This window comes from uncultured Nonlabens sp., assembly GCF_947495285.1.
Lineage (GTDB): Bacteria > Bacteroidota > Bacteroidia > Flavobacteriales > Flavobacteriaceae > Nonlabens.
On record NZ_CANLXZ010000002.1, the window covers coordinates 111811 to 133866 of the forward strand.

Genomic DNA, 22056 nt, shown 5'->3' on the forward strand with positions numbered 1-22056 from the left:
AAATCTTATGGAAAATAAAAAGAAACCACTCATCCTTGTTACTAATGATGATGGTATTACCGCAAAGGGAATCAGGACGTTAATAAGTATTGCTAGAGAACTAGGCGATGTAGTAGTGGTTGCACCAGATAGTCCACAAAGTGCTATGGGACACGCTATAACTATAAACGATACGCTTTATGTAAAAGAATTCTTACAGCATGACTATAATCATAAAGAATATACAACTAGTGGGACACCGGTGGATTGTGTAAAAATGGCTAGTCACGAGATATTAGATAGAAAACCAGATTTATGTGTTAGCGGTATTAATCATGGTAGTAACAGTGCTATTAATGTAATTTATAGTGGTACAATGAGTGCTGCTATGGAGGCAGGTATAGAAGGAATACCTGCAATAGGTTTTTCTTTATGTGATTATGATCATGATGCAGACTTCTCTTCATCTAGAGATTATGTAAAACAAATTATCGAGCAGGTGCTACAAAAAGGAATGGCTAAAGGCGTAGTTCTTAATGTCAATATTCCTAAAGCCTCAAAAGAAGAAATTAAAGGCGTGAAAATATGTCGTCAGGCAAACGCTTATTGGGTAGAAGAGTTTGATAAACGTACTAACCCATATGGTAAGGATTATTACTGGCTTACAGGTAAATTTGTTAATGACGACAAAGGACAAGATACCGATGAGTGGGCATTAGAAAATAATTATATTTCTATTGTACCTACACAATATGATCTTACTGCACATCATTATATGGGAGAACTTAATACATGGGATTTTGGCAAGTAGAATATTAAAAGGGTTTATTATGGGTCTTATAGCAAACGCTATAGGCACCTACTTATATATTATTCTCATAACTCCTTATGAGTTTGAAGAAGCTCTAGTAAATGGTTATAGAGAAGGTTTTTTAGGTAAGTTGATCGTATTAGGTGCTATACTTAACTTAGTTCTGTTTTTCTTTTTCCTTACTGGAAAAATAGGCCAGTTTCAAAAACCAATTCAAGAATATGAGGCACGTGGGGTGGTAATGGCTACCATGTTAGCAGGTATAGCAGGTTTAATGTTTAACTTTATTCTATGAAATACTATTTAATAGCAGGCGAGGCGAGTGGAGATCTTCATGGATCATTACTTATGCAAGAGCTTAAGAAGAAAGATCCAGAGGCTCAATTTCAATTTTGGGGTGGAGATTTAATGGAGGCTCAAGGTGGTAAACTTGTTAAGCACTATAAAGAACTCGCTTTTATGGGCTTTGTAGAAGTGCTGAGTAATCTCAAGACTATACTTAAAAACATAGGCATCTGTAAAAAAGATATTGAAAAGTACAAGCCCGATGTTATTATTTATATAGACTATCCTGGTTTTAATTTCAGGATTATGAAATGGGCAAGACTTAAAGGTTACCGCAATCACTATTATATCTCACCACAAATTTGGGCGTGGAAAGAAGGTCGCATTACAGCGATAAAAAATGATGTAGATGAGATGTATGTGATCCTGCCTTTTGAAAAGGATTTCTATGAGCAGAAACATCGATTTCCAGTTCATTTTGTTGGACATCCTTTAATAGACGCCATTTCTCAACGAGAGCCTGTAGATCACATTAAATTTCTGGCTACCTATAATCTAGATGACAGGCCGCTTATCGCGTTATTACCTGGTAGTCGCAAGCAAGAGATTAAAAAGATGCTTAGTGTCATGCTAGAGATGGTAGATCAGTATCCAGATTACCAATTTATCATTGCTGGTGCACCTGGTCAGGACGAGTCTTTTTATAGTACCTATTTAAAAAATTATCCAGTAACAATAGTCATGAATCGTACGTATGATTTAATGAGCTTGTGTCACGCTGCATTAGTAACTTCTGGTACAGCAACCCTAGAAACAGCTCTTTTTAAAGTGCCACAAGTCGTTTGTTATAAAGGTAGTTCCATAAGCTACCAGATAGCAAAAAGAATCGTGAAACTAGATTACATATCTCTAGTTAATCTAATTATGGACGAGCCTGTGGTTACAGAACTTATTCAAGGTAAATTTAATGCCAAAACACTTAAAAAGGAATTAGATGCCATTCTAGAACCAGGGCAACGCAATCGCATTTTTGCCGATTACTTTAAGTTGGAAAAAAAATTAGGTGGTATAGGTGCCAGTGAGAACACAGCTAGTTTGATATGTAAAAATATTATGAAGTAATATGATTGTAAATATTCCGCTTTCGCGAAAGCAAGACCTTAAAAATAATTGTTCTATTCACATAGTTTCATTTACATTACTGTCCTTGCTATTTTTAGGGTTAACATCTTGTGGTAGTTCTAAACCTAGAGTGATTACTACAAAAAAGCAAGCCGCTAGGATATTACTCCAAAAGGAAAAGTCTGCTACTGCGAGACCAGAGCTTAATAGAGGTTTTAAAACGTCGGGAAAGGAATTTTCTGACACAGAAGTATCGGTTCAAAAACCTTATCAAGAGGAGAGTACTTCATTTATCGATGAGGTAATTGATAACGCGATGGATTATAAAGGTGTGAAGTACCGTTATGGAGGTACAACTAGAAAAGGAATGGACTGCAGTGGTCTTATATGCACCGCATTTAAAGAGGCTGGTAAAACGGTGCCACGCACCAGTCGTTCTATGTATGCTACTGCTCAAGAAATGGATCTCGATGAGGTGAGAAAAGGAGATTTTTTATTCTTTGCAACTGGTAGAAATAAACGTCAGGTAAATCACGTGGCTTTAATAACTAGGGTAACTCCAGGAGAAATTGAGTTTATACATTCTACCACATCTCGTGGCGTTATGACCTCTACACTTAACGAAGTATACTGGCTAAACGCCTTTCTTAGAGCCGGTAGGATAGAATAGAAATAGTTTCACTATATTTATTCATGCGCTGGTTAGACTATACTTTTTATAGAATTTTATTGTTTCTTATTTTAGGAATCCTATTCTCTAGATTCATAAAAATAGATCCTGCATTTTTTATTTATGCAATTTGTGGCGCTGTATTTTGTGCCATGATAGTTTTGTTGATAGGTAAGTTTTATTTTGGTTTTAAAGCTGTTTTTGCTCTTTCAGTTTATAGTTTTTTCTTTTTAATAGGAGGCGTGCATTTATACTTCCAGAATGAAATAGAGGTAAATCATTTTATAACAAAGCAAATTCAGGGTCAGGATCATGTACTGCAATTAAAGCTGTCCGAGCGATTAACTTCTAATAAATTTAATGACCGCTTTTATGCTCAGGTCCTAGCGCTAGATAAGGAAGTTGTCTCAGGTAATACCCTAGTATTATTTAAAAGATCAGATAGTCTAGGTTATAAAGTAGGTGACCGACTCACAGTTTATGACGATGTTAATTTACCTGCATTTGCTCGCAACCCAGAGGACTTTGATTACAGAAAGTATTTGAAATCTATAGATGTTTACGGTCAGGTGTACGTAGATAAACCTAAGATTTTAAAACACGTAAATGGAGAAGGAGATTTAAGTTTCTTACTAAAATTGCGCAAAACTATTTTAACAGAATTAGCTAGATCAGGTTTAAGAGATAGACCTAAAGCTATGATCGAAGCACTAGTTTTAGGGCAACGACAAAACCTTGACCCTGAAGTAACAAAAAGTTTCAGAGACGCAGGTGTAATTCACATACTAGCATTGAGTGGTTTACACGTAGGTATTCTATTATTGATATTAAGGTTTATGTCTAGACGGCTTTTAAGATTTAAATACGGTCACTGGATACAGAGTGTTTTATTAATTGTGCTATTATGGTCGTTTGCATTGCTTACAGGCATGTCACCTTCTATTATGCGTGCTGTAACTATGTTCTCTTTTGTAGCTATAGGTATGAATCTTAAACGTAAGGGTTCAGTTTATCACAGCCTTACGTTATCTGCATTTTTGCTTTTGTTGTATGACCCTAGATTATTGTTTCAGGTAGGTTTTCAGTTAAGCTATATGGCTGTCTTTTCTATAGTTCTAATTCAGCCAGTAATTGCAGGGCTATGGACATGGCGTAATAAGGTGAAAGATTTTTTCTGGAATATTTTTACAGTTACTCTAGCTGCTCAAATAGGTGTTGCGGGAATAAGTTTGTTTTATTTTCATCAGTTTCCAGGTCTGTTTATTTTGGGTAATATGATGCTATTGCCTTTACTACCATTTATTATCGGCGCGTCATTATTGCTCATATTTTTATTAGTAATAGATTTCCCTACGGGATGGCTAGTTGCAATTTTAAATAAGGTTCTAGAATTTATAATAGGTACAGTCGCTAGAATAAGTTCATGGGATACATTTATAATTAAGGAAGTGCATATCTCCCTATGGGAAACGGTTTTAATTTATGTTGCTTTATTTAGTATAATTCTATTTTTACTGCCTTATTTTAAAAGAAGTAAAAGAGAGCGTTTCTATCTTAAAAAACCTAACTGGATGTTGCATACAAGTATAGTTTCTTTACTACTGTTTTTTAGTTTAAAAGGCTATGAATCTTACTCTTCTGGTACAGAACGTTTTTTTGTTTTACATCAAGCAACAGGAAGTGCTGTCAGTATTAGTAATAATAATCATGCTCTGGTGTATACGGATTTACATGTAATGGATTCTTTACGTGCATTTAATAGTCTAGAGAGATTAAAAGCGATCGAGAATCATCGTGGTAAAACATTAGTTATAGATACTCTTAAAAATGTGCTTAGTCACAAGGAGGTTCCTTTAATAGTTGTAGATGAAAATAGTTTGTATAGTAATGAAATTAAGAATGCCACGGTATTGCTTTCTCATTCTCCTAAAATTAATCTAGAAAGACTTATTCTAGATATAAGCCCTAAACTTATTATAGCAGACGGCTCTAACTACCGTAATATCGTAGATAAGTGGAAAGTTACTTGTTATAAGAATAACGTAGAATTACTCAACACTTATGAAGTAGGAGCGATAGAGATTAATTAATCTTGTAATTTATATTTAAAATCACGCTGGTAATCACTCCATTTTTTACCTGTATTGATCGTTTTGTAAGTCTCATCAGATAACATAGTAATGTAAATCTCCAGCTTCTTAGAATCTAATTTTCCAGGAACAGGATTAATGATCGTTCCTCTTTCATCAAAGAAGACAAGTGTAGGGTATTCAAATATTCTTATAAAAGATGCAAACTGATGTTGTGCTCTATCATTGCGTTTCTTAAAAGGATTTGCATAAGTAGCTCCTTTGTAATTGATTACCTCTGTTCCTTCGACATTAAATTTCACAGGGTAATAATTTTTATTGATGTAGGTGGCAATGTCCGCTTTCGCGAAAGCGTGCTTATCCATCCATTTACAATTAGGACACCAGTCCGTATAGGACTTCATCAAAATCTTGCGAGGTTCTTTTTGTTGAGCAGCTAGTGCCTCGTTCATGGTCATCCAGTTGACTTGAGAAAAACTAATTGTCGAAAACAATAAAAATAAGATAGTAAATAATTTCATAAGGTAAAGTTACAAAATCTATCAATGCAAAAAACGCACCGTAATGGTGCGTTTTATGTTAAAAATTTTTTAGAATAAATTTGTTACGTGATTCCGTGCATCTTTTTGATCAATATAGGTTTTATCAATAACATGATTATTCCAGCACCTATAGGTAATAATGTGAAAATCATGAAGAATGTAGATAGTCCATACTGCTCAGAAATTGAGTCAATAAAACTACCTGAAAGTCCTGCAAGAGTGTTAGCAATGAAGTTTGCAACAAACCATATACCGAACATTAAACTCATCAATTTAACTGGTGCTAGTTTACTTACATAAGATAGTCCTACTGGAGAGACGCATAGTTCTCCTAGAGTATGAAATAAGTAAGCTAGAATAAGCCATAAAATACTTACTGATGCTGTTTTTGCACCTTGCGGTATATCCATAGAGCCATAAGCAAGAGCACCAAACCCTATTCCTAAAAGAATTAAGCCGATCGCAAATTTTACTGGTCCAGAAGGATTCATTTTAGATTCCCATATTCTCGAGAATACTGGTGCAAATGCAATAATGAAGAATGAGTTGAGGATACCGAACCATGATGCACCTATTTCTACTTCGTTCTCATTAATTTTAGTTAATGTTCCTTTAGTAGCGCTTTCTTCAGAAAAACCAACTCCTTGAGCTAGAAGAAGGTTGTAAGGATTACCTACTTTCATAAGTTTGTTCTCTTTCTTTTCTTCGTCACTTAGCTCATTGTACTCTCCTTCTTTTAAGTAAGTATCACCTAAGAAAATATCTGTAGATTGTTTTACTCCTTTTGCATCTGTGTATTCTACTATAGCATACTCAGCATCTTTCCAGAATAATCCTTTTTTAGAACGTGCTTCAAATTTAGTTATAACACCTTTTCTTATCATTCCTATAGAATCATTCTTAGCATTTACTATGTAATTGCCGTTTTGAATATTTGATTCGTTTTTCTTGTCGTCAGCAAAGTAAAGGTCTAGTCCGCTACCTACACTAATTCCAGTTTGAGAACCTATCTCAAAATCTTGAGTGGTAAGAATTTTAGTAACTCTAGAATTTCCGTTATCATCTACATAAGAAACTTGGTAAGATTTAGTGTCAAAATCGTTCTTTATAACAAAAATAGCAATCGCCCATATGGTTATAAAACTAGCGATAAGCATGATGCTAGAAAGAGGGTAATCTTTCATAATTTGTTTGCACAACATAGCCAGTACCCATGTAACAATAATCAAAGGCACAATTACTAGAACTGTGTTGATGATAGTAAACGCACTTGCAGCACCACCGGTTAATACACGGTCTGTGTAATCACCTGCAAAAATGGTCATGGATCCACCAGCTTGTTCAAATGCCATCCAGAAGAAAATTGTAAAAAAGGCAAGTACACCTATTACTATAATTCTATCACGTGATATTTTGTTTTTCTTAGCTTCTTCTACTACGTCTTCTATCGCATCTTCAGTTTCTTCTAATGAGTCTTCTACAGCGTCATCAAAATCTTGAGTTCCTTGCGGTGATAATCCTATTCTACCAAATATCTTTTGGACAAAAAAGAATTGTAACATTCCTAAAAACATAAATATTCCTGCAAGACCAAAACCGTAATTCCATCCAAATTTTTCCCCTAAGTAACCACATAAGAGAATACCTAGAAATGCACCTGCGTTGATACCCATGTAAAATATAGTATAACCAGCATCTTTTTCTTTTCCTTGAGATTTGTATAGATTACCTACTATAGAAGAGATATTCGGCTTAAATAAACCGTTACCTAAAATCAATAAGGCTAGTCCTAGATACGTGAAACTTACCGTTTCTATAGCCATTGCTGCATGCCCTAAAGTCATGATTAAAGCACCTATAACTACGGCTTTTCTAAAACCGAAAAACTTGTCAGCTAAAAACCCACCTATAATCGGTGTTAAATAAACTAGTCCTGTATAAAAACCATAAAGTGTTAAGGCATCTGCTCTTTCCCATCCCCAACCTTCATTTAATAAGGATGCGGTAAGAAAAAGAACTAATAAAGCTCTCATCCCATAATAGGAGAAACGTTCCCACATTTCTGTGAAAAACAGAACAAATAGACCAGCTGGGTGATCTAGAATGGTCTTTTGATTTGCGGCAGAACCGTTGAATTTAAATTCCATATGTATAGTTTATGTTTGTAGTTGAGTTGATTGTTATTATAAATTCTCTTTGATAAAATTAGTCATCTTGTTGTACAAGTGTATTCTAGTGTTACCACCATAAATTCCATGATTTTTATCTGGATAAATTGCCCAGTCAAATTGCTTGTCGGCTTGTACAAGTGCTTCTACCATTCTCATGGTATTTTGAACATGTACGTTATCGTCTGCAGTACCGTGTATTAAAAGATATTTCCCTTTTAATTTATCTACATGGTTTATAGGACTGTTATCGTCATAACCACTTGCGTTTTCTTGTGGTGTAGTCATGTAACGTTCTGTATAGATAGAATCGTAGAACCTCCAGTTAGTTACTGGTGCAACTGCTATTGCCATGCTAAAGGTGTCATTACCTTTTAATAAACAATTAGAACTCATAAAACCACCATAAGACCATCCCCATATTCCTACGCGGTTTGCATCAACATAATTCATAGCACCCAGTTGCTTTGCAGCAGCAATTTGATCTTCTACCTCATACTTACCTAATTCTTTTTGAGTAACTTTTTTAAAGTTTGCTCCTTTAAAACCTGTACCACGTGGGTCTACACAAACAACGATGTAGCCCTCGTTTGCCAGCATGCTGTACCAGAAATCATTTGCTCCATACCAGCTATTTGCAACAGATTGTGATCCAGGACCACTGTATTGAGTCATGAATAATGGATATGTCTTGTTAGGGTCAAAGTCTTTAGGTTTCATAGTCCACATATTTAAGTCATTTCCATTAATATTAATGGTAGAGAACTCTTTTTGTGCAACTTGATAGTCATTAAGCTTTGTTGTAAGATCATTATTGTTTTTGATCTCACGCACCTTTTTACCATCCTTTGCATTGTTTAAAGTATACACCGGTGGAGTAGTAGCGCTAGAAAAAGTATTGATAAAGTAAGTGAAATTTTTACTGAAAGATGCGTTGTTAGTTCCTATTTGAGAAGATAATTTTTGCTTTTTCTTACCTTTTAAAGAGATAGAATAAATACCTCTATTTATAGAACCATCTTCCGTACTTTGAAAATAGATGCGTTTTGATTTTGCATCATATCCATAGTATGATGTCACATCCCAGTTGCCTTTAGTTAGTTGTTTTTTCTCCGTACCATTTGCATCATATAGATAGATGTGTCTCCAGTTATCTTTTTCACTCGTCCATAAGAAACTTCCATCTTTTAAGAAAGTAAGATCGTCAGTTACATCTACGTATGCATTGTCCTTTTCAGTAAAGGCGATACTTGCTTTACCACTCGCATCTACATAATAAAAGTCTAGCACATTTTGATGTCTGTTTAATACTTGTGCTGCTAGTTTACCGTTAGGTGAATAGTTTATTCTAGCAATGTAAAATTCTTCATTACGACCTAGTGCAACTTCTTTTCTAGTTCCAGTAGATAGTGTAAACTGGTGTAAAGCCACTACAGCATTTTTTTCTCCAGCCTTAGGGTATTTAAATACATATGGTTTTTGGTACAATTCGTTACCATAAACATCCATTGAGAATTCTGGAACAGCACTTTCATCAAAAGATATAAAAGCAATTTGCTCACTATTAGGACTCCACTCATAAGCTTTTACGATAGCAAACTCTTCTTCATAAACCCAGTCAGTAACACCGTTGATAAGCTTGTTTGTAACACCATCGGTAGTCGCTTGTATAACAGCACCACTTTCTAAATTTTTATAGTAAATGTTGTTCTCAAAAACATAGGCAACTTTCTTACCATCTGGAGAGAAAGAAGGACTTCTAACTAGATCATCATTTAAAGAGGTTAACTCTTTAGTTTCTAAATTAAGAATATGAACTTTATCATTAGAACTGCGTCTGAAAATTTGAGAGCTCTCAGAAATAATCATCATTTGTTTCTCATCACTACTTAAAATATAGTCCTGTATAGGTAATTGAATATCAGAGCTGCTTACTAGAGTTCCAGTTTTTTCGCCAGTCGTATAACTGTACTTATCTATAGTCTGAGTACGGTCTCTGTTATAGTTGAGGACTAAATACTCTGTTCCATTGTTTAAAGATGCTAGAGACTGTAGTCCTTGTGTACGAAATTCACCTCTGTAAATATCTTCTACACTAATATTTTTCTGTGCGGTAATGCTTTGACTTACAAATATAAAAGCCAATAAAAGCATGCAGTTTTTGATCATTCCTTATTTTTAATTACGTGTGACCTCAATTTTACAAAAAATACACCAATAAAGCTACGGTTTTAGGGATTATCCTTTATAAAGGAATTATACATAACGATTGTATCTTTGCCACTCAATTATATTTTATGCAACCTGTTACCGGATTCTCAAAACTTTCTAAATCTCAAAAGATTGATTGGCTCATTAGTAATCATTTAAATGATAACGCTACGGCTAGAGAAACGCTTACCCAATACTGGAATGAAGATCAGAAATTACAAGATCTACACGACGGTTTCAGTGAGAATACGGTTACTAATTATTTCTTCCCATTTGGGCTGGCTCCTAACTTCTTAATTGATAGCCAGCTGATCACTATTCCTATGGCGATAGAGGAGAGTAGTGTGGTGGCTGCGGCTAGTAAAGCGGCTAAGTTTTGGCTAGATCGTGGTGGTTTTAAAACTGTTATCAAAGGAACTAAAAAAGTAGGGCAGGTACACTTGATGTATCATGGTTTGAGCAGTGAGATGGATGCTTTTTACGCTTTCGCGAAAGCGGAATTACTACAATCTCTAGAACAAATAAACGCTTCTATGAAAAAACGTGGTGGCGGTATAGTCTCACTAGATTTAATCGATAAAACCAAAAACCTAAAAGGCTATTACCAGTTGCACGCAACCTTTGAAACCAAAGATGCGATGGGAGCCAATTTTATAAACACCACGCTAGAGCAACTAGCAACTACTTTTAGATTAAAAGCATCTCAATTTGATGGGTTTTCTAGTGATGTGCCAGAGGTAATCATGAGTATATTGAGTAATTATGTGCCAGAATGTGTGGTAAATGTTTCTGTGTCTTGTAAAATAGATGAGATAGGAACTATCAATGGGATAACTGGAAAAGAATTTGCTAGAAAATTTGTGCAAGCGGTAGATATTGCTACGGTAGAACCTTATCGTGCAGTAACCCATAATAAAGGGATTATGAACGGTATAGATGCAGTGGTTATTGCTACAGGAAATGATTTTAGAGCGGTAGAGGCTGGTGTACATGCTTATGCAGCGAGAGACGGTCAGTACCGCAGTCTTACTAAAGCTAGAATTGAGAACGATACCTTTATTTTTGAGGCAGATTTCCCTCTAGCGCTAGGAACTGTAGGTGGACTCACTTCTTTACATCCACTCTCTAAACTTGCTTTACAGATATTAGAAAATCCAAGTGCAGAATATTTAATGAAGGTAACTGCTGTGGCTGGATTGGCTCAAAATTTTGCAGCTCTCCATTCTTTAGTTACCACGGGAATACAAGCTGGTCACATGAAAATGCATTTAGTGAATATGCTAGAACAAATAGGAGCAACAGATGTAGAAAAGGATTTGTTGCGCAAAGAATATGCTGATAAAACCCCTAGTTTTTCTGCGTTAAGAGAAAGTCTGTTAGTATTAAGAAGTTAGATAAGTTTTCTATCTATAGCCTGATAGTATTAAATCCAGTCCAGTTTTTCTTTAGTTATTTCATGTTTTACGTCACCAGTATGTTTTATAACTGCTGGTTCAAATAACATGATGTGTACTTCGTTATGTGCAATGGGTTTGTGCTCTACTCCGCGAGGTACAATATATAGGTCGCCTTCATTAAGGGTTATGGTTTTGTCTTTTAGTTCTATAATCAATTGTCCTTTGATAACATAGAATAACTCGTCTTCATTGATGTGATCGTGCCAGACAAACTCTCCTTGTAGTTTTGCTAACTTTACGTGTTGTCCATTTAACTCACCTATTATTTTAGGAGTCCACTGATCATTAAATAAACTTAGTTTTTCTTTTAAATTAATGGCGCTCATAATTTTTCTTTTATTGTATTTGGGTGAATGTAATAAATGTCGTCTTTATAAGGAGTTTTAGTTTTTATATTCTCAAGTATTTGATCATAAATATCTAACTCTGGATGTAGCGCGATACCTCGTTCTTCCATAGAATAACGCTGTAAGCTGATTAACATCTTTTCATGACGCGGTATGCGATCATAATTTGTAAATTGATCTACCTTTTTATCGATAACGAGGTGAACACTTTTTGATGTGCCAGAATATAGCTTCTTACTTAGATTTTCTTGATTCCTATAATTTGTGACAGTACAGTTGATGTGTATAAAAAGATCTCTAGAAGTGTTACCATCGATTTTGCAGATAACATTCTGTAGGTTAAAAAAGCGCTTTTCTAAATTGATTTGTTAGTGTAATTACTAGTAGCATATTCCGTGTAATAACGATAATAATTTGGTCTAGTTTCCAATGCCAAGATTTCTTAAAAACCATGGTATGCAGGATGATTGCGATACAGGAGTTTTACATAAAAACCTATCAAAAATAATAATCCACTTAACAATTATAACATTCATAAACATTCCGTTTACAAGAAGCGAAAAAACAAATACGTCGCTAAAGTGTGGATAAGTATCTGTTATTTTGATACTTAATAATGTAATGGTTAAAAATTTAAGAGCTTTTAAAATGACATAAAGCCTAAGAAAGCTGTTGCTATATTGTAAAAGATAAGTGAAGCACGGTGCACACAACGATTTGAAAAATATAAATTCATTGTATAAAAAAACGAGGAATATGAATCCCTCGTTTTATTACCTTACTGTTGTGTTTTTATTAGTTATCGTAAGAATGTTTGTATTCCTGTCCGGTAACTATTTTTAACATGTCTTTTTCTAGTGACTCTCTAGGTCTTTCTACATAACGTCCTATTTCTTTTCCGTCTCTATAGAAAATAAAAGTAGGGACACGTTTTATATCATATCCAGAGACTAGGACTGTAGGTTTTGATTTTGATCTATCTACGGCAATCATAGTTACCTTATCAAGATCATAATCAGCAGCTTTTAATATATGATAGAACTGAGGGACTTCTCTTTTTGAGTCTCCACACCAGGTTCCCATATAAGCTCTTATCTCTATATCTACTAGAGCAACCTTAAGCGCATCTATGCTTTTTTGATCTGGTTGATATGCTGCTAGACGACTGTTGAACCACTTATCAAAAGGAGTTTGCATGAATGCATCTTTTTGAACCTCTCCAGATAAATTTCCAGATGCATCCTTAATATAAGAAGTTGTAGCATCTATAATAGGCAGTTCTTGAGTCGCTTCGTCTACCTTGTTATCCATAGATGTTTGAGTAGTAGAAGCCGTAGTAGCAGTTTTTTGAGTTCCACATGCAGTAAGTGTTACCGCAGTAAGTAGTATAAATATCTTTTTCATAATACTAAATTAATGAATTTTGTGTCATTTCTACCGGTTGTTGTGTTCCTATTAACTTTAAGATGGTAGGTGCGATGTCACCTAGAATACCATCTTTTACCTCCTTAATATCTTTGTCTACTATAATAATCGGGACAGGATTTGTTGTGTGAGCTGTATTTACAGATCCGTCAGGATTAAGCATTACCTCACAGTTTCCATGGTCAGCAATAACAATAATGGTATACTCATTTTCAATTGCCGCAGTAATAACTTTATCTGCCGCATCATCCACAGCTTCACATGCTTTTACAGCTGCCTCCATAGAACCAGTGTGTCCTACCATATCAGGATTAGCAAAATTAAGACATATAAAATCTGCTGCTTTATTGTTGATTTCTGGAATAATACTGCTAGAAACACAGTCTATAGACATTTCTGGTTGCAGGTCATATGTAGCGACTTTAGGAGAGTTACACATCAGCCTGTTTTCTCCATGAAAAGGTTCTTCCTGACCACCGTTAAAGAAAAAGGTAACATGTGGATACTTTTCAGTTTCGGCAATACGTATTTGGGTTTTACCATCCTCAGATAGTACCTCACCTAGAGTGTTCTTAAGATTATCCTTCTCAAAGATGATTTTTACATTCTTATAACTATCATCATACTTTGTCATAGTCACATAGTAAAGATCTAGCGCACGCGTGTTTTGCTCATGAAAATCTTTTTGAGAGAGCATTTGTGTTAATTCGCGACCGCGGTCTGTTCTATAATTAAAGAAAATAACCACATCACCGTCTTCTACCAGTCCAGCAGGTTCCGTACCATTAAGAACTACTATAGGTTCTATAAACTCGTCCGTAATATCGTTTTTATAATTTTCTTCTATTGCAGCAACTAGATCGTGAGTAGGTGTTCCCATTCCATGAACAATCACGTCATAAGATTTCTTAACACGTTCCCATCTCTGGTCTCTGTCCATAGCAAAATAACGTCCAGTAATCGTTGCTAGTTGTGCGTTTGTACCGCTTATATAACTGGTAATGTCTTTTACATATCCAGCACCTGCTTTAGGGTCTACATCGCGACCGTCAGTAAATGCATGTATAAAAACATCTTCTACTTCCATGTCTTGCGCTACATCAAGTAATGCCTTTAAATGGTCGATATGTGCATGAACACCACCGTCAGATAATAAACCTAAGAAATGTACTTTTTTAGAATTCGCTTTCGCGAAAGCGAGAGCATCCACCAACACCTTCTCATCTTTAAGAGTGTCGTCTTTTATCGCTTTATTGATTTTGGCTAGATCCTGATACACAATACGTCCAGCACCTAGATTCATGTGTCCTACCTCGCTGTTTCCCATCTGTCCTTCAGGAAGACCTACATGTTCACCATCAGTACGCAATGTAGCATGCGGATATTTATCATATAAACTATCTATAAAAGGAGTATGAGCTTGTGCGATCGCACTTACTTTTGGGTCTTGTGTGATTCCCCAACCGTCGAGAATCATCAATATCGTTTTCTTATTCAATGTGTCAAAATTTGAACTCCTAAGTTAAGAAAATCGCAGGATACTAGCTGATTTTTTGATGATTGTTTGATGGATTAGTTACGAAACCGATTGCGAGGTTTTAGTTTTCAGTCGCAGTGTCAGTATTCAGTGGTTAAGTTTTTATTCATTTGTAATAACTTATTAATTTTTTAGAAGCCTGTTTATTTTTCTTTCCAATTTATTTGTAATACTAAAACTTAAAACTGAACTCACAAATTCTACTTTACCATTTTGATCTATGATCACATGATAAGGGTAATGCGGAATGTTAAATTTATCAATTAAATTATTATCTACAACTGGAGTTAATTGTAAATCTATTGTTTTTAAAAACTGTTTTACATCATATTCACTGTTCCAAGTTACTGCAAAGAATTCAACTGGTTTGCCTTTATATTTCTTCTTAAGTGTATTCATTGATGGAAATTGTTTTACACAAGGTTTACATTGAATAAACCAAAAATCTAGAACTACAACTTTTCCTCTTAGACTTTCTAAAGAATGTTCTTTATCATTTATATCCTTAAAATTTAATTGATTGAGTACAGAGCCATTCAGTTCTTCTCTTTTAGCTTTTTTCTCTTGTTGTTGAGTTTTATAATTACTTTTTTGAGTTTGAGCAGTTGAATTAATAGTTGTAAAAAGAATAAATATGAATAGGAGTAATTTGAAATTCATTTTTTAAGATTTGACTTTTAGAACGAGTAATTTGTTTTTAATATTATGACTCTATGAATTTAATACCTGTTAATTGATATCTATTTACTAATCGCCCTAGCAATCATCCAGCCGCCGGTCCATGCATTTTGAAAATTAAATCCGCCAGTTATGGCATCTATGTTTAAGACTTCTCCAGCTAGATAGAGGTTTTCTTGTTTCTTAGAAGAAAAGTTTTTAAAGTTGATTTCTTTTAAGTCAACTCCACCTGCGGTAACAAATTCATCTTTAAAAGTGCTTTTTCCATTAATAGAAAAAGAGCTTGCAGTTAAAAGTGTCGCCAAGTTTTCTAGATCTACATTAGAACAATCTGCCCAGTTTTTTTCTGTGAGAGATATGCTACTTACTAGATGTTTCCATAATCGTTTAGGAAGATCAAATAACCACTCGTTACCTACTTGTTTTTTAGAGTTTTTTCTTCTTTCAAAAAGTGTTTCTAAACATTCTTGATGGGATACATAATTTAACCAATTAATGACTAGGTCAAATTTATAATCGGTTTCATGCAGTTTTCTTGCACCCCAAGCGCTCATTTTTAAAATGGCAGGTCCAGAAAAACCCCAATGCGTAATTAATAAAGGCCCTTGAGATTCTAATTTCAAACTAGGTATAGAGACACTAGCCTCTATAGCAACACCTGCAAGTTCTGTTATCTGTTTGTCTACTATATTAAAAGTAAATAGAGAAGGCACAGCGTTGACTATTGTGTGGTCTAGTTTACTCATCATTTGCCAGACCTTGGGACTACTTCCAGCAGCCACTACTAGATGGTTACTAGTAAAGGAGTCTGTTTTGGTCTTTAACATCCAGTTTTCTGTTTTCTCTATAGAGGCTACATTCTGACTGGTAAGTATGTCGATTTTATGTTTTCGCGCAAGCGAGATAAAGCAATCAATAATCGTTTGTGAAGAATTTGAAACAGGAAACATACGGCCATCTTCTTCTATTTTTAATTCTACGCCGCGGTCTTCAAACCAACTTATCGTGTCTCCAGTCATAAAACTATGAAATGGTCCTAGTAATTCCTTCTCGCCACGTGGGTAGTTGCGTGATAGTGGTTTAGGTTCAAACTGTGCGTGAGTGACATTACATCTTCCACCGCCAGAGATGCGTACTTTTTGAAGTACATCTTTACCACGTTCTAAAATAGCAATTTTATGATTTTGAGATTGCTCTGCCAGATTGATTGCTGTAAAAAATCCAGCTGCTCCGCCTCCTATGATTATAGTGTTGTAGTTATTGTTCAATTTATTCAAAAGTTGGTGAAAAAGAAACGTTCGATTGATAATGTTGATGCGTAGCAACAAAGTTATTTGAATCTTCAAATAATTCTAATACAAATTCACGATCTACGAAAGTGATTGCGTCGTCTAGGATTTCATTATAAGAAGACCATGGGTATGAAATTATGTTGTCCACAAAACCGTCTTTTACAGGGTTGCAATGAACGTAAAGGATTACGTTTTTTAGGTAGCTTTCAGATTCTATGAGTTTTCTTTTAAATGGTTTTTTGAATAAACTTCCAGATCGATTGTAAGTTTTATTAAATGCTTTTGCATAACCGATAAATAAATTTGCAAAGGCTCTTGAGATTAGAGACTCTTCAATATCTTTTGTTTTAATAACCATATGAAAATGATTTTTCATTAGACAGAATGCAAGTATATCACAAACTGGAGCTAGATGTTTTTCCATTTTATCAATAAAAAAAGGGTAATTACGAGATTCTTTAAAAATGTCGATCATACCATTTGCTTGATTAAAGATGTGGTAATATTTATCGCGTTCTATTTTATCGTACATTTTTACAAGGTAATTAGATAGTTCATATCCACCAAACATGCCAAGAGAAATACTTTGCATGTTGGTTATGATTTGCTTTTGTAGTTTCCATTTTTGTTAAGATTTGACATGCCAACTATATGCGTTGGCATGGTCTAAATCGGTTCTCGATGCTGGTTTTGGGAATAGTATTTGATTTTATCGATTACCACCAAACATGCCAAGAAAAATACTTTGCATGTTGGTTAAGATTTGACATGCTAACTATATGTGTTGGCATGGTCTAAATCGGTTCTCGATGTTGGTTTTGTCTTGATGCTGGTTTTGAGAATGTATTTAATTTTATCGATTACCACCAAACATGCCAAGAGAAATACTTTGCATGTTGGTTACGATTAGTTTTGGTTTTTAGGTGTTGTTAAGATTTGACATGCCAACTATATGCGTTGGCATAGTCTAAATCAGTTCGCGATGTTGGTTTTGATAATGTATTTGATTATATCGATTACCACCAAACATGCCAAGAAAAATACTTTGCATGTTGGTTACGATTAGCTTTTGTAGTTTCCAATTTTGTTAAGATTTGACATGCCAACTATTTGCGTTGGCATAGTCTAAATCGGTTCTCGATGCTGGTTTTGAGAATAGTATTTGATTTTATCGCTATCTACTGAACATGCCAAGAGAAATACTTTGCATGTTGGTTACGATTAGCTTTTGTAGTTTCCAATTTTGTTAAGATTTGACATGCTAACTATATGTGTCGGCATGGTCTAAATCGGTTCTCGATGCTGGTTTTGGGAATAGTATTTGATTATATCGATTACCACCATACATGCCAAGAAAAATACTTTGCATGTTGGTTACGATTTGACATGCCAACTATTTGCGTTGGCATGGTCTAAATCGGTTCGGGATGTTGGTTTTGAGAATAGTATTTGATTTTATCGATTACCACCAAACATGCCAAGAGAAATACTTGGCATGTTGGTTACGATTAGTTTTTTAGGTGTTGTTACGATTTGACATGCCAACTATATATGTTGGCATAGTCTAAATCAGTTCGAGATGTTAATACTCAATACAAACATTTTTAGGTTCTGTAAAGAAGTCTAAAGCTTCAAAACCGCCTTCACGACCTAGCCCACTGTCTTTTACACCGCCAAAAGGTGTGCGCAAATCTCTATTTAACCAGGTGTTCACCCATACTATTCCTGCCTCGATTTCTTGCGTCATGCGCATGGATCGCGATAGATCGTTAGTCCATAGAGTAGCGCTTAGTCCATATTTAGTGCCGTTTGCGAGTTTCAGTGCGTGCGCTTCGTCAGTAAATGGCATGATGGTTACCACTGGTCCAAAGATTTCTTCTTGGTTCAGTTTACACTCGTTAGAATTTACTTCTATAACGGTAGGTTCTAGATAATAGCCGCCGTCAAAGTTTGCTACAGTTACTCGATTACCACCAGTTAAGATGGTGTAATTTTTAGGTTCTGTTTTTGCGAGATCGAGATACTCCTCAATCTTCTCTCTATGACTAGCACTTACCACAGCACCAACTTTGGTGCTAGATTGCTCTGGATGACCTACTGTTAATTTCTTAACACGGTTAATAAAATCTGTTTTAAATCGCTCGTAAATTTCTTGTTGTACAAAAATACGACTACCACAAAGGCATATCTGTCCTTGATTTACAAAGGAAGATCGTACCGTAGTGTCTAACATTTTATCATAATCACAGTCGGCAAAGATGAGGTTAGGATTCTTACCGCCTAATTCTAGAGACAGTTTCTTAAACATGGGTGCAGCAATTCTTGCGATGTGCGCTCCAGTAGTCGTGCCGCCAGTAAAACTAATCGCCTTGATATGTGGATGTGCGACTATGGCCTGTCCGCAACTGGCACCATTTCCATGGACTATATTTAAAACACCAGCTGGTAATCCTGCTTTTTTTACAATCCTGCCGAGTAAGTAAGCTGTCGCAGGAGTGACTTCACTAGGTTTTGCAACCACACAATTCCCTGCTGCAATTGCAGGCGCAATTTTCCAAGAGAATAAGTACAAGGGTAAATTCCATGGAGAGATGCAACCCACGACTCCTATAGGTTTACGCAGTGTATAATTTATGGTGTTCTTACCTACACTTTCATAAGATTTGCTCGCGTATTGTGTAATCGCATTACCGTAAAACCTGAAGTTAGCTGACGCACGCGGTATGTCCACAGATTTTGCTAGCCATAAAGGTTTTCCATTATCACGACTTTCTGCAGCGGCTAGTTGCTCTATGTTTTCTTCAATTAGGGTTGCAATGCGCAACATGATTTTAGAACGCTCATCAATTGTAGTATTCGACCATAATGGAAAAGCTGCTTTTGCTGCCTGGTATGCCTTTTCTACATCGTCTTCATTTGAATTAGGAATCTCTCCATATATTTTTCCATTTGCAGGTTCATAATTATCCAGCCAAAATCCTGATAAAGGAATTTGCTCTTCGTTATTGATGAAGTTGGTAATATCCATGTAGTGTCTTAATTGTTTTTTTAAATATCCTTTGATAAAGAAATTTAGAGTTTAAAGATATGGAAAAGGTTTTTTGTGGTTCCGCTTTCGCGAAAGCGGTATAACAATAACTATTAATCGCATTATGAACTATATCTTTGTAAAATGCTTACACCACTATCAGAACAGGAATTACACCAACTGGCGATGAATATCGTAGGGGAAGAAATGGAAGAATTGGGATATGAGTTTTTATCTATCAACTCTAAACCTAAAAAAGATCCACAGTTTGTGGCTTTGAAGGATAAATCTCTTCATTTTGTTGTGGTACGTGCGGTTACTTATCCTGCAAATCCGGTTCATTATGATGAGAAATTACTTCATATGATGCGCGATCATGCTAAAAAGTATAAAGCTAGAACTTATTATGCTGGTGTAGGACTGGCTAACTCTCGTAATTATGAAATGCCTGTGCATCATCAAGATGATTATGTGGTAAATTATGCAGGTTTAATAGAAATTAAATGAAAAACGTCTTAGTAGTATCGTGTTTATTATTGCTTTTTTCTTGTAAAGAAAAAGAAGTTACAGTCGCACGTCCAGATGCACAACAATTTGTAGGTAATGCGATAGGAACTACATATTCTATAAAATTATTTGCAGACCACCTGGTGGATGTTGAAAAAGATGTAGACAGTATTATTACCATGTTTAATAATTCTATGAGCACCTGGGTAAAGGGTTCTCTTATAAATAGAATTAATGCTGGAGAAGATAGTGTGCTAGTAGGTAAACCTTTTAAAGAAGTTTTTGAACAGGCACAAGAGGTATATCGCAAGACTGATGGATACTTTGATCCTACGGTGGGGAACCTGGTTAACGCCTATGGTTTTGGGGCAAATGGAGAGCAAGATATTATACCGTCACAAAAGGAAATAGATAGTCTTAAACAATACGTAGGTTTTTATAAAATGTCTATAGTACCTACTACGGTTAAAGATTCTTTTTATATCAAGTCTGACCAGAAGGGAATGTACCTTGAATTCAATGCCATAGCCAAAGGAACTCTAGTCGATTACATGGCTAGGTTACTAGATGAAAAAGGAATAGAAAATTACCTAGTAGAAGTAGGAGGTGAGGTAGTTACAAAAGGGATGAATCTACAACGTAATGGAAAATGGTCTATAGGAATAGATGATCCTAAACAAAAGCATGACGAGCGTGTTTATGTTACCGTGGTAGAGTTATCTAATAAAGCAATGGCTGGTAGCGGTAACTATCGCAAGTTTAAAAAAGATCCTGAAAGCGGACAAGAATTTGTCCATACTGTTAACCCTATTACAGGTAAAGCGCAACCTAGTGAGGTGTTAGGAGTAAATGTGATAGCTAGCAACTGCACTCTAGCAGATGGATATGCAACCGCTTTTATGGCCATGCCACTAGAAAAGTCTCGAGAACTATTGAAAAACTTAAAAGACCTTGAGGTAGTTATAATGTATACTGATGGTTACGGCTTGCTACGCTTTGAAGTAACGCCTGGTTTTCAAAGTTATGTGAAGCAGGCTGGTAAGTAGTTTTCTTTTCTCTAAGGGTAGAATTAATTTTACTCTTAGAGAAAAGAATAGGAGAGGTTACTTCTTTACCACAGGAATTAACTCGCCAGGTGCTAGTCTATAGCGATCTACTTGTTTTGCGCCTAATTCTTTAGTGTAGTCTACAGCATCTACTATAAACCCTATGTGATCTAGACGTTCAAAATAATCCATTCCGTATACGCGCACGTGATCGTACTGTCCAAAAATGCGAGCACGTTCTTTACGATCTGTTATCGAGTCGTCTTCAAAGGTTTCTTCTCGATCATTTTCTAAAGGTATTTGCAGGATTGCTGTACCGCCAGGTTTAAGAACTCGGTAGATTTCTTGCATCGCTGTCTGATCATCTGGGATATGTTCTAAAACATGATTACAAAGTATGAAGTCAAACTCATGGTCAGCAAATGGTAGGTTGCAGATATCTGCATGTACATCAGCTAGTGGAGAGTTGAGGTCTGTTGTGGTGTAATCTATCGTATTACTTTCTTTAAATAATCTATAAAAACATTGCTCTGGAGCAAAGTGTAATAACTTTTGAGGTCTAGTAAGTAAATCGGTTTTGTGTTTTAAGTACAGCCATAATAATCTATGGCGTTCTAAGGAAAGCGTAGATGGAGACAATACATTCTCTCGCACACTTTCATAACCATAAGGTAAAAAACTTTTAAAAGTCTTTCCATCAATTGGGTCTTCATATCGATCACCACGATACCACCATGCCATTAACGGACGCACGTAATAGCTTGCACTAATAAGCCAAGGTCTAGGGATAAGGTTGAGAAAGAATTTAAAAAGGCGTTTCATATGTTAACATCCCGCATCTTATGCGGAATCTGCTTTTAA

The 22056-nt window shown here is 35.4% G+C and carries 20 protein-coding genes; 8 read left to right on the top strand and 12 right to left on the bottom strand.

The features are described from left to right. Window positions 1-7 precede the first annotated feature (7 nt). From surE to Q0838_RS01320, 5 genes are read left to right on the top strand one after another with little or no spacing between them, the layout of a single operon-like run. Window positions 8-790 carry a 5'/3'-nucleotidase SurE gene (gene surE, locus Q0838_RS01300; protein ID WP_298950402.1) on the top strand — a complete coding sequence of 261 codons (783 nt, stop codon included), beginning with the start codon at window positions 8-10 and terminating at the stop codon, window positions 788-790. Then, entirely contained in the window at window positions 780-1085 is a 306-nt protein-coding gene (locus Q0838_RS01305; RefSeq protein ID WP_298950404.1) for a hypothetical protein, read from the top strand. Before surE ends, Q0838_RS01305 begins: the two co-directional genes overlap by 11 nt. After that, the gene (gene lpxB / locus Q0838_RS01310) at window positions 1082-2197 is read left to right on the top strand and encodes a lipid-A-disaccharide synthase (protein ID WP_298950406.1); all 1116 of its coding nucleotides are present in this window, start codon (window positions 1082-1084) and stop codon (window positions 2195-2197) included. The genes Q0838_RS01305 and lpxB overlap by 4 nt, the downstream gene beginning before the upstream one ends. 1 nt (window position 2198) lies before the next feature. Next, entirely contained in the window at window positions 2199-2867 is a 669-nt protein-coding gene (locus Q0838_RS01315) for a C40 family peptidase (protein WP_298950408.1), read from the top strand. A gap of 23 nt (window positions 2868-2890) precedes the next feature. Further along, window positions 2891-4957 carry a ComEC/Rec2 family competence protein gene (locus Q0838_RS01320; protein WP_298950410.1) on the top strand — a complete coding sequence of 689 codons (2067 nt, stop codon included), beginning with the start codon at window positions 2891-2893 and terminating at the stop codon, window positions 4955-4957. On the opposite strand, the gene Q0838_RS01325 is transcribed toward Q0838_RS01320, so the two are convergent. The 3 genes from Q0838_RS01325 to Q0838_RS01335 form a co-directional block, all read right to left on the bottom strand. Continuing rightward, window positions 4954-5478 carry a thioredoxin fold domain-containing protein gene (locus Q0838_RS01325; protein WP_298950411.1) on the bottom strand — a complete coding sequence of 175 codons (525 nt, stop codon included), beginning with the start codon at window positions 5476-5478 and terminating at the stop codon, window positions 4954-4956. The two genes, Q0838_RS01320 and Q0838_RS01325, sit on opposite strands and share 4 nt — an antisense overlap. A gap of 83 nt (window positions 5479-5561) precedes the next feature. Next, on the bottom strand, window positions 5562-7646 hold the full coding sequence (locus Q0838_RS01330; RefSeq protein ID WP_298950413.1) for an oligopeptide:H+ symporter: 2085 nt from the start codon (window positions 7644-7646) through the stop codon (window positions 5562-5564). Window positions 7647-7682: 36 nt separating this feature from the next. Beyond that, window positions 7683-9836, bottom strand: coding sequence for a S9 family peptidase (locus tag Q0838_RS01335; protein ID WP_298950415.1), 2154 nt, complete (start codon window positions 9834-9836; stop codon window positions 7683-7685). Between the two features lie 128 nt (window positions 9837-9964). Here Q0838_RS01335 and Q0838_RS01340 point away from each other — a divergent pair, with 128 nt between their 5' ends. Continuing rightward, entirely contained in the window at window positions 9965-11272 is a 1308-nt protein-coding gene (locus Q0838_RS01340) for a hydroxymethylglutaryl-CoA reductase, degradative (protein ID WP_298950416.1), read from the top strand. Window positions 11273-11301: 29 nt separating this feature from the next. On the opposite strand, the gene Q0838_RS01345 is transcribed toward Q0838_RS01340, so the two are convergent. The 8 genes from Q0838_RS01345 to Q0838_RS01380 form a co-directional block, all read right to left on the bottom strand. Beyond that, window positions 11302-11661, bottom strand: a complete 360-nt coding sequence (locus Q0838_RS01345; RefSeq protein WP_298950418.1) for a cupin domain-containing protein — start codon at window positions 11659-11661, stop codon at window positions 11302-11304. After that, window positions 11658-11819, bottom strand: coding sequence for a hypothetical protein (locus tag Q0838_RS01350; RefSeq protein WP_298950420.1), 162 nt, complete (start codon window positions 11817-11819; stop codon window positions 11658-11660). Before Q0838_RS01350 ends, Q0838_RS01345 begins: the two co-directional genes overlap by 4 nt. Before the next feature lie 658 nt (window positions 11820-12477). Continuing rightward, window positions 12478-13086 carry a thioredoxin family protein gene (locus Q0838_RS01355; RefSeq protein ID WP_298950422.1) on the bottom strand — a complete coding sequence of 203 codons (609 nt, stop codon included), beginning with the start codon at window positions 13084-13086 and terminating at the stop codon, window positions 12478-12480. A 4-nt stretch (window positions 13087-13090) separates the two neighbouring features. Continuing rightward, a complete protein-coding gene (gene gpmI / locus Q0838_RS01360; protein WP_298950424.1) occupies window positions 13091-14605 on the bottom strand; it encodes a 2,3-bisphosphoglycerate-independent phosphoglycerate mutase in 1515 nt (504 codons plus the stop codon). A 162-nt stretch (window positions 14606-14767) separates the two neighbouring features. Further along, window positions 14768-15304, bottom strand: coding sequence for a TlpA disulfide reductase family protein (locus Q0838_RS01365; protein WP_298950426.1), 537 nt, complete (start codon window positions 15302-15304; stop codon window positions 14768-14770). 80 nt (window positions 15305-15384) lie between these two features. Beyond that, entirely contained in the window at window positions 15385-16590 is a 1206-nt protein-coding gene (locus tag Q0838_RS01370) for an NAD(P)/FAD-dependent oxidoreductase (protein WP_298950490.1), read from the bottom strand. Between the two features lies 1 nt (window position 16591). Beyond that, window positions 16592-17146 (bottom strand): transposase, encoded by a 555-nt coding sequence (locus tag Q0838_RS01375; RefSeq protein WP_298950428.1) that lies wholly within the window; start codon window positions 17144-17146, stop codon window positions 16592-16594. 1050 nt (window positions 17147-18196) lie between these two features. Beyond that, on the bottom strand, window positions 18197-19642 hold the full coding sequence (locus Q0838_RS01380) for an aldehyde dehydrogenase (RefSeq protein ID WP_298950429.1): 1446 nt from the start codon (window positions 19640-19642) through the stop codon (window positions 18197-18199). Between the two features lie 144 nt (window positions 19643-19786). Between Q0838_RS01380 and Q0838_RS01385 the strand changes: the two genes are divergently transcribed. Both Q0838_RS01385 and Q0838_RS01390 read left to right on the top strand, forming a co-directional pair. After that, window positions 19787-20149, top strand: a complete 363-nt coding sequence (locus tag Q0838_RS01385) for a Na(+)-translocating NADH-quinone reductase subunit F (protein WP_298950431.1) — start codon at window positions 19787-19789, stop codon at window positions 20147-20149. Beyond that, entirely contained in the window at window positions 20146-21195 is a 1050-nt protein-coding gene (locus tag Q0838_RS01390; RefSeq protein ID WP_298950433.1) for an FAD:protein FMN transferase, read from the top strand. The genes Q0838_RS01385 and Q0838_RS01390 overlap by 4 nt, the downstream gene beginning before the upstream one ends. A gap of 57 nt (window positions 21196-21252) precedes the next feature. Here Q0838_RS01390 and Q0838_RS01395 read toward each other — a convergent pair whose 3' ends face one another. Continuing rightward, on the bottom strand, window positions 21253-22017 hold the full coding sequence (locus Q0838_RS01395) for a class I SAM-dependent methyltransferase (protein ID WP_298950435.1): 765 nt from the start codon (window positions 22015-22017) through the stop codon (window positions 21253-21255). Window positions 22018-22056: the final 39 nt, after the last annotated feature.

Coding starts and splice junctions, on each gene's coding strand:
- surE (WP_298950402.1), top strand. CDS start 8: ATGGAAAATAAAAAGAAACCACTCATCCTTGTTACTAATGATGATGGT.
- lpxB (WP_298950406.1), top strand. CDS start 1,082: ATGAAATACTATTTAATAGCAGGCGAGGCGAGTGGAGATCTTCATGGA.
- Q0838_RS01315 (WP_298950408.1), top strand. CDS start 2,199: ATGATTGTAAATATTCCGCTTTCGCGAAAGCAAGACCTTAAAAATAAT.
- Q0838_RS01320 (WP_298950410.1), top strand. CDS start 2,891: ATGCGCTGGTTAGACTATACTTTTTATAGAATTTTATTGTTTCTTATT.
- Q0838_RS01325 (WP_298950411.1), bottom strand. CDS start 5,478: ATGAAATTATTTACTATCTTATTTTTATTGTTTTCGACAATTAGTTTT.
- Q0838_RS01330 (WP_298950413.1), bottom strand. CDS start 7,646: ATGGAATTTAAATTCAACGGTTCTGCCGCAAATCAAAAGACCATTCTA.
- Q0838_RS01335 (WP_298950415.1), bottom strand. CDS start 9,836: ATGATCAAAAACTGCATGCTTTTATTGGCTTTTATATTTGTAAGTCAA.
- Q0838_RS01340 (WP_298950416.1), top strand. CDS start 9,965: ATGCAACCTGTTACCGGATTCTCAAAACTTTCTAAATCTCAAAAGATT.
- Q0838_RS01345 (WP_298950418.1), bottom strand. CDS start 11,661: ATGAGCGCCATTAATTTAAAAGAAAAACTAAGTTTATTTAATGATCAG.
- Q0838_RS01350 (WP_298950420.1), bottom strand. CDS start 11,819: ATGTTAATCAGCTTACAGCGTTATTCTATGGAAGAACGAGGTATCGCG.
- Q0838_RS01355 (WP_298950422.1), bottom strand. CDS start 13,086: ATGAAAAAGATATTTATACTACTTACTGCGGTAACACTTACTGCATGT.
- Q0838_RS01365 (WP_298950426.1), bottom strand. CDS start 15,304: ATGAATTTCAAATTACTCCTATTCATATTTATTCTTTTTACAACTATT.
- Q0838_RS01375 (WP_298950428.1), bottom strand. CDS start 17,146: ATGTACGATAAAATAGAACGCGATAAATATTACCACATCTTTAATCAA.
- Q0838_RS01380 (WP_298950429.1), bottom strand. CDS start 19,642: ATGGATATTACCAACTTCATCAATAACGAAGAGCAAATTCCTTTATCA.
- Q0838_RS01385 (WP_298950431.1), top strand. CDS start 19,787: ATGCTTACACCACTATCAGAACAGGAATTACACCAACTGGCGATGAAT.
- Q0838_RS01390 (WP_298950433.1), top strand. CDS start 20,146: ATGAAAAACGTCTTAGTAGTATCGTGTTTATTATTGCTTTTTTCTTGT.
- Q0838_RS01395 (WP_298950435.1), bottom strand. CDS start 22,017: ATGAAACGCCTTTTTAAATTCTTTCTCAACCTTATCCCTAGACCTTGG.